The sequence below is a fragment of the Photobacterium sp. DNB23_23_1 genome, assembly GCF_052873815.1.
On the sequence record NZ_JBNNXT010000064.1, the window covers coordinates 1 to 19,690 of the forward strand.

General features: G+C 50.3%; 19 protein-coding genes and 2 tRNA genes. 9 read left to right on the forward strand and 12 right to left on the reverse strand.

Features of this window, described 5'->3' with window-relative positions:
• Positions 1-73 (reverse strand) — tRNA-Pro (locus ACVA53_RS23840).
• A 286-nt stretch (positions 74-359) separates the two neighbouring features.
• Here ACVA53_RS23840 and ACVA53_RS23845 point away from each other — a divergent pair.
• Together ACVA53_RS23845 and smrA are read left to right on the forward strand one after the other, a co-directional pair.
• On the forward strand, positions 360-500 hold the full coding sequence (locus tag ACVA53_RS23845; RefSeq protein ID WP_006232775.1) for a DUF3149 domain-containing protein: 141 nt from the start codon (positions 360-362) through the stop codon (positions 498-500).
• Positions 501-693: 193 nt separating this feature from the next.
• On the forward strand, positions 694-1,275 hold the full coding sequence (gene smrA / locus ACVA53_RS23850; RefSeq protein ID WP_255040974.1) for a DNA endonuclease SmrA: 582 nt from the start codon (positions 694-696) through the stop codon (positions 1,273-1,275).
• An 81-nt stretch (positions 1,276-1,356) separates the two neighbouring features.
• Here the strand turns inward: smrA and ACVA53_RS23855 are convergent, their stop codons facing one another.
• The 5 genes from ACVA53_RS23855 to ACVA53_RS23875 all read right to left on the reverse strand — a co-directional run bounded on the left by ACVA53_RS23855 (position 1,357) and on the right by ACVA53_RS23875 (position 6,915).
• Positions 1,357-1,971 carry a LysE family translocator gene (locus ACVA53_RS23855; RefSeq protein ID WP_446506492.1) on the reverse strand — a complete coding sequence of 205 codons (615 nt, stop codon included), beginning with the start codon at positions 1,969-1,971 and terminating at the stop codon, positions 1,357-1,359.
• Positions 1,972-2,093: 122 nt separating this feature from the next.
• Positions 2,094-3,002 (reverse strand): LysR family transcriptional regulator, encoded by a 909-nt coding sequence (locus tag ACVA53_RS23860; RefSeq protein WP_446506493.1) that lies wholly within the window; start codon positions 3,000-3,002, stop codon positions 2,094-2,096.
• Between the two features lie 40 nt (positions 3,003-3,042).
• Positions 3,043-3,519 carry a Cys-tRNA(Pro) deacylase gene (gene ybaK, locus ACVA53_RS23865; RefSeq protein ID WP_446506494.1) on the reverse strand — a complete coding sequence of 159 codons (477 nt, stop codon included), beginning with the start codon at positions 3,517-3,519 and terminating at the stop codon, positions 3,043-3,045.
• A gap of 147 nt (positions 3,520-3,666) precedes the next feature.
• On the reverse strand, positions 3,667-5,340 hold the full coding sequence (ushA, locus tag ACVA53_RS23870) for a bifunctional UDP-sugar hydrolase/5'-nucleotidase UshA (protein ID WP_446506495.1): 1,674 nt from the start codon (positions 5,338-5,340) through the stop codon (positions 3,667-3,669).
• A gap of 213 nt (positions 5,341-5,553) precedes the next feature.
• Positions 5,554-6,915: a Na+/H+ antiporter NhaC family protein gene (locus ACVA53_RS23875; RefSeq protein WP_446506496.1), complete on the reverse strand. Its 1,362-nt coding sequence runs from the start codon at positions 6,913-6,915 to the stop codon at positions 5,554-5,556.
• A 331-nt stretch (positions 6,916-7,246) separates the two neighbouring features.
• Between ACVA53_RS23875 and ACVA53_RS23880 the strand changes: the two genes are divergently transcribed.
• Complete coding sequence (locus tag ACVA53_RS23880) at positions 7,247-9,130, forward strand: methyl-accepting chemotaxis protein (protein ID WP_446506497.1); 1,884 nt, start codon at positions 7,247-7,249, stop codon at positions 9,128-9,130.
• Positions 9,131-9,201: 71 nt separating this feature from the next.
• Here the strand turns inward: ACVA53_RS23880 and kdsA are convergent, their stop codons facing one another.
• Genes kdsA through hemA form a run of 6 tightly spaced genes read right to left on the reverse strand, consistent with a single transcriptional unit; the run spans position 9,202 to position 14,552 of the window.
• Positions 9,202-10,056, reverse strand: coding sequence for a 3-deoxy-8-phosphooctulonate synthase (gene kdsA, locus ACVA53_RS23885; RefSeq protein ID WP_446506498.1), 855 nt, complete (start codon positions 10,054-10,056; stop codon positions 9,202-9,204).
• Positions 10,057-10,092: 36 nt separating this feature from the next.
• Entirely contained in the window at positions 10,093-10,905 is an 813-nt protein-coding gene (locus ACVA53_RS23890) for a SirB1 family protein (RefSeq protein WP_255040966.1), read from the reverse strand.
• 2 nt (positions 10,906-10,907) lie between these two features.
• On the reverse strand, positions 10,908-11,288 hold the full coding sequence (locus ACVA53_RS23895) for a SirB2 family protein (protein ID WP_255040965.1): 381 nt from the start codon (positions 11,286-11,288) through the stop codon (positions 10,908-10,910).
• A 14-nt stretch (positions 11,289-11,302) separates the two neighbouring features.
• Positions 11,303-12,151 carry a peptide chain release factor N(5)-glutamine methyltransferase gene (gene prmC / locus ACVA53_RS23900; RefSeq protein ID WP_255040964.1) on the reverse strand — a complete coding sequence of 283 codons (849 nt, stop codon included), beginning with the start codon at positions 12,149-12,151 and terminating at the stop codon, positions 11,303-11,305.
• Positions 12,151-13,239: a peptide chain release factor 1 gene (gene prfA, locus ACVA53_RS23905; protein ID WP_255040963.1), complete on the reverse strand. Its 1,089-nt coding sequence runs from the start codon at positions 13,237-13,239 to the stop codon at positions 12,151-12,153. The genes prmC and prfA overlap by 1 nt, the downstream gene beginning before the upstream one ends.
• 50 nt (positions 13,240-13,289) lie before the next feature.
• Positions 13,290-14,552: a glutamyl-tRNA reductase gene (gene hemA, locus ACVA53_RS23910; RefSeq protein WP_255040962.1), complete on the reverse strand. Its 1,263-nt coding sequence runs from the start codon at positions 14,550-14,552 to the stop codon at positions 13,290-13,292.
• A 245-nt stretch (positions 14,553-14,797) separates the two neighbouring features.
• On the opposite strand from hemA, the gene lolB reads away from it, so the two are divergent.
• The 6 genes from lolB to ACVA53_RS23940 all read left to right on the forward strand — a co-directional run bounded on the left by lolB (position 14,798) and on the right by ACVA53_RS23940 (position 19,583).
• Positions 14,798-15,430 carry a lipoprotein insertase outer membrane protein LolB gene (lolB, locus tag ACVA53_RS23915; RefSeq protein ID WP_255040961.1) on the forward strand — a complete coding sequence of 211 codons (633 nt, stop codon included), beginning with the start codon at positions 14,798-14,800 and terminating at the stop codon, positions 15,428-15,430.
• Positions 15,431-15,438: 8 nt separating this feature from the next.
• Positions 15,439-16,302 (forward strand): 4-(cytidine 5'-diphospho)-2-C-methyl-D-erythritol kinase, encoded by an 864-nt coding sequence (gene ispE, locus ACVA53_RS23920; protein WP_255040960.1) that lies wholly within the window; start codon positions 15,439-15,441, stop codon positions 16,300-16,302.
• A 32-nt stretch (positions 16,303-16,334) separates the two neighbouring features.
• On the forward strand, positions 16,335-17,282 hold the full coding sequence (locus ACVA53_RS23925) for a ribose-phosphate pyrophosphokinase (protein ID WP_255040959.1): 948 nt from the start codon (positions 16,335-16,337) through the stop codon (positions 17,280-17,282).
• Positions 17,283-17,408: 126 nt separating this feature from the next.
• Positions 17,409-17,999, forward strand: a complete 591-nt coding sequence (gene pth, locus ACVA53_RS23930; RefSeq protein ID WP_107350369.1) for an aminoacyl-tRNA hydrolase — start codon at positions 17,409-17,411, stop codon at positions 17,997-17,999.
• 90 nt (positions 18,000-18,089) lie between these two features.
• Positions 18,090-19,181 carry a redox-regulated ATPase YchF gene (gene ychF / locus ACVA53_RS23935; protein WP_255040958.1) on the forward strand — a complete coding sequence of 364 codons (1,092 nt, stop codon included), beginning with the start codon at positions 18,090-18,092 and terminating at the stop codon, positions 19,179-19,181.
• Between the two features lie 325 nt (positions 19,182-19,506).
• A tRNA-Met gene (locus ACVA53_RS23940) sits at positions 19,507-19,583 on the forward strand.
• The last annotated feature ends 107 nt before the right edge of the window (positions 19,584-19,690 follow it).

Below are 19,690 nucleotides of genomic sequence, written 5' to 3' on the forward strand. Positions count from 1 at the left end.
CGGTGAAGAGGGATTCGAACCCCCGACCCTCTGGTCCCAAACCAGATGCGCTACCAAGCTGCGCTATTCACCGACAAGTACAAATAAAAAGTCTTGTAAACTCTCTACTTGAATCAGCTTCGTTGCTGAGGTGGCTTATATTACTCAGCAAAAGATTTTACGCAAGTAGAAAAGCACATTTTTAAAAAAAACCACTACCAACTGCTCACAGAACTACCAATCCTGGCGAAAAAGTGATCGCAACCACACCCACCAACACAAACTTAACACAACCTGTAAACCATTGATCCAGATCATCACAACATTTTCGCTGCATTGTTTATCTTATGACCACTATCCCGTGACCTAAAGGATTACACATGGATTTTTGGTTAGATCTCCTCTTTGGCAATGCCGTCGGCCTGTCGTCAATGATCGTTATCTTTATCACGCTGGGATTAATGCTCTTTTTTGGCGGTTACTTTGTTTACAAGGTACTGTCTGCACCTTCTCCTCACTAGAGCCATTTCGCAATGTCATCTGCTTGCGCCAGGGTCCAACTTGTCGGTTTTGGCCCTGGATTTATTTTCTTCTATCCGTATTTCTCCCCCCCCCTCACCTGTAACATATTGCAATCCTTAGCAACTGAAGTCACTTGGGTATAGAAGTCGCTGGGTATATAATCGAGTTATATGCCTTCAACCCACGAACACCATGTCTAAAAACGATGAATTAGATCTCTTCCGAGAGATGATGGCTGATGTCGCTCCTATCAAGCAGGACAAAGTCGAAGTCGCCCACAAGCACCAAGTCACCGAAGCCCACCTCGCAAGGCGTCTTGCGGCACAGACCTTGTCTGACAGCGATCCTGAATACCTTTCTTTAGACTACGCAAAAATGGTCAAGCCTGACGATATGTTGGCGTTTAAACGTGATGGTGTTCAAGAAGGCGTATTCCGTAAGCTTCGTCTGGGTAAATACGATATCAATGCCCGACTGGATCTACATCGCAAGACCCTAAAAGAAGCGCGTGATGAAGTACTCAACTTTCTTCGCCAGTGCCAAAGAATGGATATCCGTACTGTGATGATTGTTCACGGTAAAGGAGAGAAATCCAACCCACCAGCACTGATGAAAAGTTATGTGGCCACTTGGCTGGAACAAATATCTGATGTGATGTGTTTCCACTCAGCCTTGCGCCAGCATGGTGGTAACGGTGCACTCTATGTCATGCTGAAAAAAAGCGCTGAGCGCAAGCAGGAAAACCGTGAGCGTCATAGCAAGCGACAAAGTTAAACCCAGGGTACACATCCTCCAACTAAAAAAGGAGCCGAAGCTCCTTTTTATCATTCGAATACCAGTCTGGATATTAAAGCACTAAGCCTGAACAACAACCCGCATCGCCAGCAGGATCAGCACGATACCTGATAGCCGGTCGATCATCTGCGCTTTGGTGCGCAGTTTTTCCAGCACCTTAGGGTTCGATAATACAAAGGCAATAAGCGTGTACCACAAGCCATCCACCAGCAGTGGTGTTGCAACAATAATCGCGCGGCTGCTGAGCTCTGTTCCAACGGCAACAAACTGGCTGAACAACGCTAGGAAAAACAGAGCAAGCTTAGGATTAAGCAGTGAAATCATCGCACCATCACGGGCAGCTTCCACTAGGCTCGTTGATTGACCCGCAGCCAATTTCGCTGCGACTCCACCTTTAGAGCGCAAAGCATTTACCCCAAGGTAAGCTAAGTAACCTGCCCCCGCATAAGTGATAACACTAAACAGCATCGGTGACTGCTTGAGTACAACTGCTAGACCCAACAAGGTTACCAGTGCATAAACCCCAACGCCTGCAGCATGTGCCCAGGACGTCACGACCCCATGTAGGCGACCACCTGCCAAACTGTGCTTGGCAACAACAGCCAAGCTTGGTCCCGGCGACATTGCGCCTAGCATGCATACCATGAGTAACGAAAGCCAAATACTGAGTGTCATTGTTATTTCCTATCCATTAGGGCTGATTTCTGTCTGTAATATATCTAAGTGAAGGTCATGCTTGGAAATCAAAAGAAATCATCATGGCTATGATTTGAAATCATAACCGTATAAACCCCCACCTAAATCGAATACATCGAGCTTTTCATCACCATAAGTACTTGCTCACGGAACCAGCGGTGGGCAGGGTCATTTTCATAGCGAGGATGCCAGATCAGCCAATAGCTATGTTCTGGTTTCGGGATAGGCAGGGGTTTATAAGTAATTTCAAACCAAGCCTGCATATTGCGGGCTATGTGCTCGGGCAACACCATTAACATATCGGTGCGTACTAAGGTTTGAAAGGCAGCACTGAAGAAAGGAACAGAAAACTGAACATCTCGATGCAGCCCCCGTGCTTTGAGCTCCCGCTCGACAAAGCTATCTTTATCCCCACCCGCCGACACCCGCATATGCGGGTAGCCAGCAAGATGTACCAATGACAGCTCTGGTTCATTGGCCAGAGGATGTTGCCCACGCATCACGCATACTGGAAAATCCGAGCCAATACGGGCTCCGCACAGCCCTTCAGGGATTTTCGGCAGCATGGTCGATACCAACTGGATATCCAACTCAGCCAAATTAGACAAATATTCAGGCGACCATAACCGGTAACTGATATTGACCCGCGGGGCCTGCACCTGAACCCGCTCGACAATCTCTGGCAGGATATATTGAGCCACATAATCAGAGGAGGCCAAGATCATTGGCCCATTCCAGTACTGCGGTGAGAATGCAGGTTCTTCAAGTAGCCCTTGGCAACTGGCCAAGATTTTATCGACCTTGCCCTTTAATTGCAGCGCCTTGGGTGTAGGCAACAAGCGGTTGCCCTCTCTTATCAGCAAAGGGTCACCGAACAACTCACGTAGCTGAGTCAGCTGGCGACTAACAGCTGACTGGGTCACGCATAGGCGCTCAGCCGTACGACTGACATGAGACTCTTCCAGCAGTACCTGCAGGGTTCGCAGCAAGTTCAAATTCACGTTCTGCATTGCCAACCTTTCATTATTGAAGTGTTGTATCTTGGCCCTATTATAGTTTTGCCAGCGGGGCAAACTGTCCGCCCGTCAGAGCCAGCAAATCACTGGGTGCCAACTCGATTTCCAGCCCCCGCCGTCCGGCACTGACGCAAATAGTCTCGAACTGCTGGGCCGAGGTATCAAGAAAGGTCGGCAGACGTTTTTTTTGCCCCAGCGGACTGATCCCGCCGACAATATATCCAGTGGTCTTTTCCGCTATTTGGGGATCGGCCATGTCTGCCTTCTTAACACCAGCCGCCTTTGCGGCCGCTTTCAGATCGAGCAACCCAGCCACCGGCACAATCGCAACCGCCAACTTTTTTGGGTCGCCATTAAGAGAGAACAGCAAAGTTTTGAAAACTTGATTCGGATCCTGTCCCAATACCTCTGCCGCTTCCAGACCAAAATTGGTGTTGGTCGGATCGTGCTTATACTGATGGATGGTATGAGGGATTTTCTTTTTCTTGGCAAGGTTAATAGCAGGGGTCATAACCACTCCGATTCCAATAACAGATAGCCACTATAGACCAATGCGATTGATGCAAAAAGAAAAAAGGGAGCGCTTCAGGGGGAAATCCAAACAAAAAAGCCCTGCATTAACAGGGCTTCGTTCTATCTAAACAATTGACCGTAAGCGTTAGCGGTAAACCATCTCACCCTTGTCCGCGAAAGCATTCACGTCAATAGGACTATTGGTCTGTAGGAATTCCTTCAGGACTTCTGCATCCACAAAACCGGTGTTTACATAGCCTAAGTGATCGGTCAGCTTAGGATAACCATCACCGCCCGCCGCATTGAAACTCGGCACCGTGAAACGGTATGTTTCAGTCAGGCTCAGCGGTTTACCACCGATCGACACGTTGCTGACCTTGCCATTGGCAACCTTCATTGAAATACCGTAGAACTGGGCATAGGCGCCTGAGTCAACCGGCTTAGTGGCGACTACGTTAAGGTAGTCCATCACTTCGCTACCCAACATGTCGGTATAGGTAACAATGTTGCCGAACGGCTGAACAGTCAGCACATCCTTATAGGTGATGTCGCCAGCGGCAATCGAGTCACGCACACCGCCAGAGTTCATCACGGCAAAGTCCGCCTTAGCGCGCTGCATGTGAGAAGCCGCAATCAAACGTCCTAAATTAGTCTGCTGGAAACGAACCACATTACGGTCGCCTTCAAGTTTACCGTTGGATTCGGCGATCTTGATATTGAGCTGATCTTGGCCACGCTCCTGGAATGGCTGCAGGAACGCTTTTACTTCAGTATCCTGGGCAATCTCATCCTGAATAAAGACACGCTGTTTGGATCCATCAGCCAACTTCACTTTCTTCTTCAGGTTAACCGGGATCAAGTCGTAGCTAACCATCTGTAGCTCGCCATTCTGGAACTCAAAATCAGCACGACCGACATATTTGCCCCACTCATGAGCCTGGACAATCCACGTACCATTTTGTTGATCCGGCTGACACTCATCACCCGGATTGAAGTTCTTGTTGTACATGTTAGGGCCTTCCATGCACACAGGCTCTTGGGAGTGGCCGCCAACAATCATATCCAGCTCACCGGCTGGCAGGTAACGCGCAAGCGCAACATCACCCGGCGCGTTAATGCCATTGTTACCATTGGCGTAGTGGCCCATATGGGTCGCCGCAATGATCACATCCGGATTCTCGGTTTCCTTCAGCTCTTCGATTACCTTCTGCGCTTCCGCTTTAGGGTCGCGGAAATCCACACCACCGATATATTCCGGGTTACCGATTTTGGCGGTATCTTCGGTTGTCAGCCCTACAACCGCGATCTTAATACCTTGCTGTTCGAAGATCTGGTAAGGCTGGAACAGGCGCTCGCCGGTTTCCTTGCCGTAAATGTTGGCAGACAGCATCGGAAACTCAGCCCACTCTTCCTGTTTGCGCAGTACTTCCAGTGGGTTATCGAATTCATGGTTACCCAGTGCCATCGCATCGTAACCCAGCATATTCATACCTTTGAAATCCGGCTCGGCATCTTGCAAATCTGATTCAGGCACACCAGTGTTAATGTCGCCCCCAGAAAGCAACAGGGTGGTACCACCTTCAGCCGCCACTTCTGCACGGATCTGATCCAAGAGTGTCTTACGTGCCGCCATACCGTACTCACCGTAAGAGTTCTGCCAAAAACGACCATGGTGATCGTTGGTATGGAGAATGGTGATCTTGTACGTTTGATCAGCCTGCCAAGATGGCACGGTTGTTTCAGATTGACTCGCACAGCCTGTCAGTGAGGCCAGAATCGCAGCCGTTAGCGCTGCCTTGGTGAAAAAGCGTTCCTTCATGGGGGGTCACCTTAATCTCATTATATGATTGATTTGACAGCGTCAGTTTAAGTTATTTGCTGCACGCTGTTGTGTGGTTTTCATCAATCTGTTGACCAGATCACTATACGAACACCGCAATTTTATAACGCCGAAATAACAAGCAAAAAAAAGCCTCACTGGTGTGAGGCTTCTGATATCATTTCTGGTTTTCCTAACCTAGCTGATCGACCATCAAGCAACTGCAGTCTTGCGCGTCGGATGCTTGATAAAGATCGCCGTGATCGCTGCAAAAGCAAGGAAGAAACAGTAGTAAGAGTGACTGACAACTTCTAGCGGTGACAGACCAAATACCGATCCCAGCAATAGCGCCTGTGCGCCATACGGCAAAACACCCTGTACCACACACGAGAAAATATCTAGCAAGCTTGCCGAGCGGCGAGGCGTCACACCATTCTCTTCTGCCAACTCGCGCGCTACCCCACCAGAGACAATAATCGCCACGGTATTGTTCGCGGTACAGCAGTTGGTCAAACCGACCAAACCAGCAATACCCATTTCGCTGGCACGCAGGTTCTGGGCTTGCGAATGCTGCTTGCTAAAGACACGGATCACTTTGCTGATCAGCTGAGTCAGGTAAGCCAAGCCACCCTGGCGGCGCATCAGCTCACCCATACCACCAATAAGCATCGATAGCAGGAAGATCTCTTGCATGTTGCCGAAACCAGCATAGATGTCCTGACCGTAAGTCGACAGGCTGTAGTCCGGGGTACCAAACAGGCCAATACCACCCGCGAGCAAAATACCGATACTCAGTACGACAAAGACGTTCAAGCCCGACACCGCCAAAACCAAGATGGTGATATACGGCAGCACTTTCAGCCACTCAATGTCAGTTGTCGCAGGTAAGTCAGTCGGCGTACTGCTGAACATGAACAGTAGAATGGCAGCGATAGCGGCTGGCAGTGCAATACGGATGTTCTCACGGAACTTGTCTTTCATCTGACAGCCCTGCGAACGGGTTGAGGCAATCGTGGTATCCGAAATAATCGACAGGTTGTCACCGAACATTGCACCGCTCAGTACCACACCAGCCGTCAGGGCGACATCCATACCCGCCGTTTGTGCGATACCCAAAGCAACAGGTGCAACAGCAGCAATTGTCCCCATAGAGGTCCCCATTGCCGTCGCGATAAAGGCTGAAATCACAAAAATTCCCGGCAGAATCATGCTGGCTGGCAGCATTGAAAGGCCAAGGTTTACCGTTGCGTCCACGCCGCCCGTTGCTTTAGCGACAGAAGCAAACGCACCAGCAAGAAGGTAAATCATGCACATAGCAATAATATCGCTATGGCCTACCCCGCGTAGGAACTGCTCAATCGCCTTGTTAAGCTTTTCCTTACTCAACAAGATAGCCACCATAACAGCAGGTAACGCAGCTACCGGCGCTGGCAGTTGGTAGAAGGCAAAATCCACACCTTGTAATGTCAGATACGTACCGACACCGATGAACAAGGCCAAGAAGATCCCAAGAGGGAGTAATGCCAACGCTGAAGGAGTTGGCTCACTAGAGTTATGTTGTGTTGTATTCGACATGATGGCTACAGGACATCTATTTTAGAAATTGCGCTTAGACTAAGTGTTGTTAATGGCCGCGTCAACATCTAGACGTCTAAACATCCAAAAAAACCACCAATAACAGAATAGTAAACTCATCAGGTATTACTGTGACAACACACATATCACCTACCGATAAATCGACAATTTATTGACGCCTTGTTAGGTGTATTCGTCAACCATAAGTCACAATAAATCATCAATTTGAAAAATTTTCGACCAAAGCTACTTTTCCGTGCAACAGGCAATAAATCGCTATAGAATCCGCCACGCAGACCCCTACCCACCCTCTGTTATTGAGATAAATACAATGACACTAACCTTGAAACAGAAATTCATCGGCGCCAGCCTTTTTGCTGTTGTGATTATGGCAACAGCACTTACTTGGCTTGCTGCCGACCAACTTTTTGACCAGACCCGTCAGGGCATTTACGCCCGTGCCGAGAGTATCGCCCATGCAGCTAATGAAGGAATTGGCGATTGGGTACAAATCCGCCGTGATATTGCCAGTTCGTTCAATGATTACAGCTCCGAAGAAAACATGGTGCCGTATCTCCAGCTAGCCCGAAAAGCTGGCGGATTCGATGATATCTTCTTTGGCACACCGGCCGGAGAGATGTTCCGCTCCCACCCAGAGCGTAACCGTGCTGACTACGATCCCCGTACCCGCCCATGGTATGGCGATGCGGTCAGTGCCAACCGCCAAATTGTGACTACCGCATACCGTGATGCCATTACTAATGCGTTGCTGATCACCATTGCCGAACCGGTACGAAAAAACGGTAGTCTTCAGGGCGTCGTCGGTGCCGATGTACTAATCGACCAGCTGGTAAGTGATGTGATCAACTTGGATGTCGGTAAAAATGCCTACGCCATGCTGATCAACAAACAAGACAACACCTTTCTTGCCCATCCTGATGAGTCTTTTATCCTCCAGCCTATCAACCGTTTCAGCAGCGAGCTGAACATGGCGCTTATTGACGATGCAGCCCGTAACGGCCGCATTGAAATCGCGACCATTAAAGGTGAAGAGAAACTATTCTACTTTGCACCTGTTCCGGGTACCGACTGGGTGCTGGGCCTAGAGATGGATCGCGCTACGGAACAAGCCAACCAGACAACCCTGCTTCGCCAGCTTATTATCACAGCCATAGTGATCACCCTGATAGTCGTTGCGATAACCGCCACCCTCGTCGGCTACCTATTCCGCGACTTGGCGCGAGTATCTGATGCACTTGCTGAAATTGCGACGGGTGAAGGCGACTTAACCCAACGCCTAGAGCCGCGCAGCGATGATGAGGTAGGTCAACTTGCCCATAACTTCAACCGCTTCGTCGGCAACATGCATGCCATGGTCTGCAAGCTTAACGATGTGTCGAACTCGCTGACCCAGCAGGCACACATTACCGCCTCGCAAGCAGAAGAGCGCAGCACCCGCATCCAGCATCAACAGGATGAAATCAATATGGTGGCCACAGCCATCAATGAAATGGCCGCAGCGACGCAGGAAATTGCCGGTAACGCCGACAACACGGCACGCACCGCAGGTGAAACGGTGAATGTGTCTGATCATGGTGCGACCCAAGTGGGTCAGAGCCAGCACTCCATTACCAGCCTTGCAACCGAGGTCGATACGGCTACCGGCGTGATCAGCGAGCTGAATACTCATGCCCAGAGCATCAACACTATTTTGTCGACCATTCAGGGGATTGCCGAGCAAACCAACCTGCTGGCACTGAATGCCGCCATCGAGGCTGCCCGCGCCGGCGAGCAGGGGCGAGGCTTTGCCGTGGTTGCCGATGAAGTACGAGTACTGAGTCAGCGTACACATGCGTCGACACAGGAAATCCAGCAGATGATCGAAACCCTGCAGCAGACCACAGGTAAAGCGGTTGGGATCATGGAAGACAGCCGCAAACTGGCTGAGACCAGTGTTGATGATGCCAACTCCGCATCAGCTAGCCTGTCGCAGATCAACAGCGCCGTTACCAACATCAATGATATGGCGACTCAAATTGCCTCGGCGGCAGAAGAGCAATCATCTGTGACATCGGAAATTACCCGTAATACCGAAGGGATCCGCGATGTCTCCAACGAGCTAGCAGTAGAAGCCAACGAGGCCGCCAAGCAAGCCGCAGAGCTGTCGGAGCTATCCTTCCAACTCCAGCAGGAAATCAGCCGCTTCAAGCTGTAAGCGACAAGCCAACAGCAACAAAAAAGGCGATACCTAGGTATCGCCTTTTTTATAAATAAAGCCGCTAAGCCTTATTTAATTTCAATCTCTTCGAAGCCTTTCACCAGGTCATCAAGCTGCTTCAGCTGACTCAATAACGGCTCAAGCTTATCCAGCGGGAACGCTGACGGGCCATCGCAACGCGCTTGATCCGGCGTCGGGTGCGCTTCCATGAACAGGCCTGCAATCTTAGTCGCCAAACCAGAACGAGCCAAATCAACCGTCTGCTCACGACGACCACCTGAGGCTGCACCGTTTGGATCGCGACACTGCAGGGCGTGAGTGACGTCAAAGATAATTGGGCTACCTTTAGAAGCCTTCTTCATCACGTCAAAACCTAGCATATCAACCACTAGGTTGTCATAACCGTGCAGCACACCACGCTCACACAGGATGATATTTTCGTTGTCGCACTCGGCGAATTTTTCAACGATATTTCCCACTTGACCAGGACTCATAAACTGAGGCTTCTTCACGTTGATCACAGCGCCAGTCTTAGCCATCACCTGAACCAGGTCAGTCTGGCGTGCTAAGAAGGCAGGAAGTTGGATCACGTCAACCACTTCGGCAACAGGCTGGGCCTGGTACTGCTCGTGGATATCAGTAATGATTTTCACGCCAAAGGTGTCTTTCAGCTCTTGGAAGATCTTCAATCCTTCTTCCATACCCGGACCACGGTATGAATGCACAGAAGAACGGTTTGCCTTGTCGAAAGAAGCCTTGAAGACATAAGGAATGCCTAGCTTGTCTGTCACTTCAACGTACTTTTCACAGATCTGCATCGCTAAATCACGTGATTCCAATACGTTCATACCGCCGAATAGGACAAACGGCTTATCATTGGCAACATCAATATCGCCAACGCGAACAACTTTCTGTTCCATCATCTTCTCTCTTAATTTTTGAACCTATGCCTGCAAGGATCAATGCAGGGTCAGCGGCTCTTTGTTGAGTTCTTTAACCTGAATTTTCAACAGCTCAGCAGCTGGGTCTTCAGGGCATTGCTCGATAAAATATTCGTAATCCGACACTGCCGCATGGCTGCATTCCAGCTGCTGGTAAATATAGCCGCGATCTCGGATTTCGTGCGGGTCTCCCGGACGGAAAGCGCCAATAGCCACATCACTGCAGCGCAGCGCTTCGGCAAACAGCCCCTCGCGCAGCAGGGCACTTTTCATCACGGTTAGCCAGCGAGCCAAAATATCGCCATTACCGGCCGTGACGAAGTGTTCACTACGCAACTCGCTAAAGGGCCCCTTGTGCCCTTTCAGCCAAGCAGCCATCATATGCTTGCTCAGGTACTCACCATCAAACGGGTTAATGTACTGAGGTTCGCTGCCGTACCACTCGACCTTCAGGATAAACTGGGTCGGAAAACCCACAGCACTTACCGGCAAGTCCAGACGATGCGCCAGGAATAGGAATAGGGCACCCAAGGTAACCGGGATCCCTTTCTTACGCTCGAGCACCTTGTCGAGAAACACGTTCTCTGATGAAAAATACTGCTCGTGATCGCCAATAAAGCCCCACTCGCGGTAAAACAATCGTAACAAGCCTTCAAGACGTAAGTAGCTGTCCGGCTCATCCATCAAGGCATGCTCTGCCTCCTGGGCAAGGCGTGCCAACTGGATATTGACCCAGCCTGCGGGGAAATGCGGATCCACCGCTTCTGTCATCGCAACCGCGCCATCCACCAGCGGCATCTGCTCCAGTTCTTGTTCGGTAAAGCGTAACATGGTTATCCTAGGAAAGAGGTTTTGGTCATTGCAATCTGAGCGGCTGCCATTACCCAGCCCAGCGAGCCGAAAAAAGCAAAGGTCTTAAAGACCTTGTTCGACCCCACCTTCAGGGTGAAGTAGCCAAGTGCAATATAGGCCAAGACGCAACTAATCTTTTGCGTCATCCAGCCACCAGCTTCGGTAAACGGCACGAAACCGGTAATGAAAATCAACGTTACCCCGGTCAGCAACAACACCGTATCAACAACATGTGGGGTAATTTTAATGAACTTTTTATCGCTCAGGGTCGAGTTGGCCATCATCAAGCAGTAACGCAAAATAAACAATGTCACACTCAAGGCGATAGCCAGCATATGTAGATGTTTAACAGCGGTATACATAAGTTATTATCTCTCTATCCTTGCCAGCAGCCCATGGTTACACGATCCAGGCCTGCATAGTCCTGTGCTGTGGATACCTGCTGGTACCCCAGCGCCTCTAAAATTTCACGTACCGCCACACCTTGCTCGTAACCGTGCTCCATCAGTAACCAACCACCTCTTTTAAGATGTTGGCGCCCCTGCTCACTGATCACTTGGATATCAGCCAAGCCATGATCCTCTGCCACCAAGGCACTCTTGGGCTCAAAGCGGACATCACCCTGCTCAAGGTGCGGGTCTGCTCCGTCAATGTATGGCGGATTACTGACTATGACAGAGAAGCGCTCTTGCTCTGTCAGCGGGCTATACCAGCTGCCTGAAAGAAAGCGGGCGTTGGTAATGTGCAGGTTGACGCGGTTTTCTTCGGCCAGTGCTGCCGCTTCCGGCCGCAGGTCAATACCTGTAACCGCAATGTCACGCCGCTCTGAGGCCAGCGCTAAAGCAATGGCACCGGTTCCCGTTCCTAAGTCCAGCACATCACAAGCGCTCGTTGGCAGCTTCTCCAGTGCCAACTCAACCAACCTTTCGGTATCCGGGCGCGGGATCAAGGTATGGGGTGCGACTTTCAATGGCAATGACCAGAATTCACGTTCACCGACAATATAGGCGACCGGCTCCCCGATCTGGCGTCTGGCCATGACAGCCTCAAACGCTGCCAGCTGGGCGGCGTCTAATTCTTTTTCAGGCCAAGTCAGCAAATAGCTGCGTGGCTTATCAAGCACATGGCACAGCAATACGGCGGCATCGATATGCGGGCTGTCACAGCCCGCGTCCATCAATGTCTTCACCGCCAGCTTGAGCTGGGCGTCTATCGACACGGTCATTAGTTTTGCTCAGCCATTGCGGCTAGCTGATCGGCCTGATGCTCTTGCAGTACCGGCTGAATCAGGCTGTTCATGTCCCCTTCCATCACTTCGTTCAGGCGGTAGATAGTCAGGTTGATACGGTGGTCAGATACACGCCCCTGCGGGTAGTTGTAGGTACGGATACGGTCAGAGCGATCGCCCGAGCCTAGCAGGTTACGGCGGGTGCTCGCTTCTTCAGCATGGCGCTTCTCTTCCTCAGCCTTGATGATGCGGGCCGCCAGCACTGACATCGCCTTGGCTTTGTTCTTGTGCTGGGAACGCTCATCCTGGCACTCAACAACAATACCGGTTGGCAAGTGAGTAATACGGATCGCGGAATCGGTGGTGTTAACGTGCTGACCACCAGCACCAGAAGCACGGAAGGTATCGATTTTCAAATCGCCGGTATTGATTTCAGGGATTTCCGCCTCAGGAATTTCCGGCAGTACCGCAACCGTACAAGCTGAAGTATGAACACGGCCCTGAGATTCAGTCGCAGGTACACGCTGAACACGGTGACCACCTGATTCAAACTTCATCGTACCGTATACGGCTTCGCCACTGATTTTAGCGATCATTTCCTTGTAACCACCTTGCTCAGAAGCGTTGGCACTCATCACTTCGATGCGCCAGCCGCGTGATTCAGCGAATTTGCTGTACATACGGAATAGATCACCGGCGAAGATACCAGCCTCATCACCACCAGCACCGGCACGGATTTCAACAAAACAGTTACGTTCATCGTTTGGATCTTTAGGGATCAGTAGAACTTGAAGTTCGTCTTCAAGGCGGATGATCACCGCTTTAGCTTCCTTGACTTCCTCTTGCGCCATTTCACGCATTTCAGGATCGTCTTCGTTGGCCATCTCTTCAGCAGTTTCCAAATCTTCTTTGGCTTGCTGGTAAGCCTGGAAGCACTTGGTGACTTCCTCCAGCTGTGAATATTCACGGGAAAGCGCACGGAACTTGTCCTGGTTACCAATGACCTCTGGATCACTGAGTAAGTGCTGGACTTCTTCATAACGCTCAACCAGCGTTTCTAATTTCACTAAAATTGAAGGTTTCATATAGATTTCTACTGTATTCCATTAAAGGCAGGGAAGGTTCCCTGCCCGAATTAATTCTTGCCGATATCTAAACCGAGCGTTTCACGGATCACGGCCAGCTTTTCTGGCTCACCCTCTTTGGCCGCCTGCTGCATAGCACGGGTAGGCGCGTGGATAAGTTTGTTGGTCAACTTGTTACTGAATTCCACCAACACTTTCTCAGGGTCCCCGCCATTGGACAGTGCCTGCAAACTGCGAGTTAGCAGATCTGACTTGAGCTCTTCGGCCTGACAACGGTACTGGCGAATACTGTCAACCGCTTCGAGCGAACGGATCCAACTCATGAACGCCGCGCTTTCTTCACTGACGATTGCTTCAGCCTGTATGGCCGCCACTTTACGCTGTTCACGGTTTTTCTCAACAATACTGTGCAAATCATCAACCGAGTAAAGGTATGCGTCGCTAAGCTCACCCACTTCTTGCTCAATATCGCGGGGAACAGCAATATCCACCAACAGCATAGGTTGATGACGGCGAGCCTTGATGGCTTTCTCGACCATCCCCTTACCAATGATCGGCAGCGGACTGGCCGTTGAGCTAATCACGATATCAGCCCGGTGTAAGTGCTCTGGGATCTCCGGCAAACTGATCACCTCAGCACCGAATTCGCGCGCAAGGTTTTCTGCCCGCTCCTTGGTTCGGTTGGCTACTATCAAGCGGTTGCAGCCTTGTTCGACTAAATGTCGGGAAACAAGCTCAATCGTCTCGCCCGCACCGACCAACAACACGGTGGCCTCTTCAAGCGATTCGAAAATCTGTTTCGCCAGTGTACAGGCAGCAAAAGCCACCGATACCGCGTTGCCGCCAATATCAGTTTCAGTACGAACCCGCTTTGCCACGGTGAACGTTTTATGAAACAGTTTTTCCAGCATCCCCTGAATAACTTGGCTTTCTCGGGAATCAGAATAAGACTGTTTAACCTGGCCGAGGATCTGAGGTTCGCCCAATACCAGCGAATCGAGCCCGCAAGATACCCGCATCAAATGCCGGACAGCGGCCTGCTCCTCATGAAAGTACAGGCTTGTCATCAGCTCTTCGGTATTGATCTGGTGAAACTTACTCAACCAATCAATCATAAGCCCGGGGCCTTGCTGCGTCACATCACAATATAGCTCTGTACGGTTGCAAGTTGAGACAATCACCCCACTATGGACCTCTGGATGGTTTCCCAGCTGGTTCAAGGCCTGTTTCATCTTTTCAGGCGAAAACGCAACCCGCTCACGCAAGTCTACCGAGGCTGTTTTATGGTTTATTCCTAGTGCAAGCAATGTCATGGAGACGGTGTACCACTTCGCCGATGAAATATGATTTAAGGGCGGATTTTACTTGATGCCCCCGCTTAATTAAAGAACGCATATCGAATCTACATGGCAATAACCCACATAAATTAGCATTCAATTATTCAAAGGATAGGAAAAAAGAGTGATAGCCACCTGCCTTTTTCCGAGAGAAGGAGTTGGAAATATTAAGTTTTAACCGCTATTGTTTGCCAACAATACTCAATAAAAAAGTGATAACGATGATGTCATTATTGCGACATGCCCGACATCCTTTTGCCCGCATTCCCCGTAAAGCACCATGGTTAGCCCTTATTCTGTCACTACTGGCTGGCTGTGCCACCCAAGCACCGCAGACAAGCCAAACCGACTGGGATAACCATGAACAGGCTCTTCAGGCACTCTCCAGCTATCAGGCTAAAGGAAAGCTCGGCTACAAAGGTAAGCAGCGTTTCGGCGCCAATTTGGTTTGGGAAACCGCGCCGGCACAAGACCACCTATTACTGACGAACTTCTTGGGTTCGACCCTGTTAAAACTTGATGCTACTCCAAGTCGCGTGACCTTAGTCGACAATTCAGGAAAAACCCATCAGGGTACCAATGCCAGTGAGCTGGTTTCCAGCCTGACAGGTATTAACTTGCCGATTGAGCAGATGCGCGACTGGCTCATCGGCTTACCGACTGCAGCCGATACCTACCAACTCAATGATGAAAATCGCGTTGGCTACCTGGCTAAGCGTGTTGACGGTAAACTGTGGCAACTCGACTACAACGAGTACGACTACTCTGTCAGCCCGGCACTGCCCAAGCGTATGGTCTTGAGCACGACTGGCGCGAGCATTACCCTTATTATCCATCAATGGTCCATTAACTAGAGTACGCTATGATCACCCGCACCACCCAATGGCCGGCACCGGCCAAGCTGAACTTATTTCTCTATATCACCGGCCGCCGCGCGGATGGCTACCATGAACTGCAGACCCTGTTCCAGTTTCTCGATCATAGCGATACCTTGACCATTACTGCCAAGGACGGCAATGAAATCACCCTATCTCCGGCAATTGATGGTGTGAAAACCGAGGATAACCTGATCTACCGTGCCGCGGATGCACTGCGCCAACGGGCAGGGATCCAGGCTGGGGCCGACATCCATATCGACAAAATTTTACCGATGGGCGGTGGCCTCGGCGGCGGCTCCTCCGATGCTGCTACCACCCTGGTCGCTCTCAATTACTTATGGCAAACCAACCTAAGCATTGACGAACTGGCCAAACTCGGCTTGACATTGGGAGCCGATGTCCCAGTATTTGTCCGAGGCCTGAGTGCTTTTGCTGAGGGTGTGGGCGAAGAATTGCAACCGGCAGAACCGAAAGAAATGTGGTATCTGGTTGTCAAACCAGAGGTAAATATTGCTACAGTTGATATTTTCACCCACCCCGGGCTAAAAAGGGACAGTAAAAAACGGTCTTTAAATGCACTGTTAGCAGGGGTTTACGAAAACGATTGCGAAAAAATCGTCAGATCACTGCACCCTGAGGTTGATAAGGCGCTTTCGTGGCTGTTAGAATACGCGCCGTCGAGATTGACCGGCACTGGCGCTTGCGTGTTTGCTGAATTTAGCACTCCCGAAGCGGCCACTGCAGCCCTGAAAAATTTACCTGACTGGCTCCAAGGATTTGTCGCAAAAGGTGTCAACACATCTCCCCTTTTGACAGCCTTGAACGCACATTCTATGGATTGTCAGTAACTACAACTTGGACGCAACCTGAGGTTTCCACCGTGCCTGATATGAAGCTGTTTGCTGGTAACGCGACACCAGAACTAGCCCAACGCATTGCTGATCGTCTTTACATTTCTCTAGGAGACGCAACAGTTAACCGTTTTTCCGACGGTGAAGTCTGTGTTCAGATTAATGAAAACGTTCGTGGTAGCGACGTATTTATCATTCAATCTACTTGTGCGCCAACCAATGACAACCTAATGGAACTGGTTGTTATGATCGATGCGCTACGCCGTGCTTCTGCAGGCCGTATCACCGCTGTAATCCCTTACTTCGGTTATGCTCGCCAAGACCGCCGCGTCCGTTCTGCCCGTGTGCCAATCACGGCTAAAGTCGTTGCCGACTTCCTGTCTAACGTGGGTGTTGACCGCGTTCTGACTGTTGACCTACACGCTGAGCAAATCCAGGGCTTCTTCGATGTTCCTGTAGATAACGTGTTCGGTAGCCCTGTACTACTAGAAGACATTCTGGCGAAGAACCTGGAAGATCCAGTTGTTGTTTCTCCAGATATCGGTGGTGTTGTCCGTGCCCGCGCTATCGCGAAGCTACTTGACGACACAGATATCGCTATCATCGACAAGCGTCGTCCACGCGCTAACGTTTCTCAGGTAATGCACCTGATCGGTGACGTTGAAGGCCGCGACTGCATCATCGTTGATGACATGATCGATACTGGCGGTACACTGTGTAAAGCAGCTGAAGCCCTAAAAGATCGTGGTGCTAAGCGCGTATTCGCTTACGCAACGCACCCTGTCTTCTCTGGCAGCGCGCCACAGAACATTCGTGAGTCTGTGATTGACGAAGTGATCGTAACTGACTCAATTCCTTTGACTCAGGAAATCGTTGACACTGGCCGTGTATCGGTTCTGACGCTATCAGGTATGCTTGCTGAAGCAATCCGTCGCATCAGCAACGAAGAGTCAATCTCAGCGATGTTCCAGCACTAATTCTGGACCGCCAAAGAGATCCAACGCCTCGCCTTGTGCGGGGCGTTTTTCGTTAAGATATCAATTTTGCCTAATTTGATATAATATGGCGCGCGATTTTACAGCCCCTAGACTTGAGAGATCAGTGTGAGTAACAATATTCGCTTACTTGTTGGCCTAGCAAACCCCGGAGCCGAATATGCCAGGACCCGTCACAATGCCGGTGCCTGGATCGTAGAAGAGCTGGCCCGTGTACACAATGTCAGCCTACGAGAAGAAGCCAAGTATTTTGGCCAAACAGCCCGGATCCAGACCAATGGGCAGGATCTTCGCTTGTTGATCCCGTCGACCTACATGAACCTCTCGGGTAAATCGGTTGCTGCTCTGGCGAAGTTTTTCCAAATAAAACCAGAAGAAATCCTGGTTGCCCACGATGAGCTTGATCTCCCACCGGGTGTGGCCAAGTTCAAGAAAGGTGGTGGTCACGGTGGCCATAACGGCTTGCGTGACATCATCAGCAAAATGGGTAACAACAAAGATTTTTACCGCCTACGTGTGGGTATCGGCCACCCAGGTGATAAGAACAAGGTCGCGGGTTTTGTTCTTGGCAAGGCACCAGCTAAAGAGCAGGAAAATATCGATGCCGCCGTTGATGAAGCGGTACGCTGTATGGATATTTTGCTCAAAGATGGCTTAAACAAGGCCCAAAATCGACTACATTCATTCAAAGCTGTATAAGCCGGATACTGTAGTCAATACTGAATTTATTTTTCGGCAGCAAGTCTGCCGGACTGTTTTACCGAACAACTACCAAAAGGGTTTCACACCATGGGTTTTAAATGCGGAATCGTCGGCCTGCCTAACGTAGGTAAGTCCACTCTTTTCAACGCCCTGACAAAAGCAGGGATCGAGGCAGCGAACTTCCCGTTCTGTACTATCGAACCAAACACAGGCGTTGTGCCGGTGCCGGATCTGCGTCTTGATGCCCTGGCAGCTATCGTTAACCCTGAGCGCATCCTGCCGACAACGATGGAATTCGTTGATATCGCCGGCCTAGTTGCTGGTGCATCCAAAGGTGAAGGCCTGGGTAACAAATTCCTGGCCAACATCCGCGAAACGGATGCAATCGGCCACGTTGTTCGTTGCTTCGAAAATGACAACATCATTCACGTCGCAGGTAAGATCAACCCGATCGACGATATCGAAGTGATCAACCTAGAGCTTGCTCTGTCGGATCTTGATACCTGTGAGCGTGCAATCCAACGCCAGGCCAAGCGCGCCAAAGGCGGTGATAAAGATGCCAAATTCGAAATCGCTGTACTGGAAAAAATGCTGCCAACCCTAACCGAAGGTGGTATGGCACGCTCAATCGAGCTAAGCAAAGAAGAGTTTGCTGCAATCAGCTACCTGAACTTCCTGACGCTTAAGCCAACCATGTACATTGCCAACGTAAGCGAAGACGGTTTCGAAGATAACGAATACCTAGATATGGTGCGCGAGCTTGCAGAGAAAGAAAATGCGGTTGTGGTTGCTGTATGTGCCGCTATCGAATCTGAAATTGCAGAGCTTGACGATGCTGACCGTGAAGAGTTCCTGTCTGACATGGGTATCGAAGAACCGGGCCTAAACCGTGTGATCCGCTCGGGTTACGAGCTATTGGAACTACAAACTTACTTCACAGCGGGTGTGAAGGAAGTGCGTGCATGGACAATCCCTGTTGGTGCAACCGCACCTCAAGCAGCAGGTAAGATCCACACCGACTTCGAAAAAGGCTTTATCCGTGCAGAAGTGGTCGGTTACGACAACTTTATCGAGTTCAACGGTGAAAGCGGCGCGAAAGAAGCAGGCAAGTGGCGTCTGGAAGGTAAAGACTACATCGTTAAAGACGGTGATGTTGTCCACTTCCGTTTCAATGTGTAATTAAGCTCAACGCTTTTTTAACCTCTCAGAAAGCCAGCCTTAGCGCTGGTTTTCTTTTTTGTCGGCGTACTAGCCTTCGCTTCGCTCGGTATGGCAATATTGTTTTACATGGCCAATGTTGTTTTATCGCTTTCAGACGGGCTAAAACGCATAAAAGCAGTTGTTTAGCACGGCAAACGCCCAGTTCGTCCAAATAACCAACGAACAAGCGGGTTTTTTCAAGATAATCAAAAAAACTGTTGACGCTTTTGGCTGGTATGAGCATAATGCGCCCCGTTCCCGAGACGGCGGCCAGATAGGCAGACGGCTTGGAAAACAACAAAATGGCTACGTAGCTCAGCTGGTTAGAGCACATCACTCATAATGATGGGGTCACAGGTTCGAATCCCGTCGTAGCCACCATTTCTCTTCCTCAGGAAGCGAAATACAATGTGCGGAAGTGGCGAAATTGGTAGACGCACCAGATTTAGGTTCTGGCGCCGCAAGGTGTGAGAGTTCAAGTCTCTCCT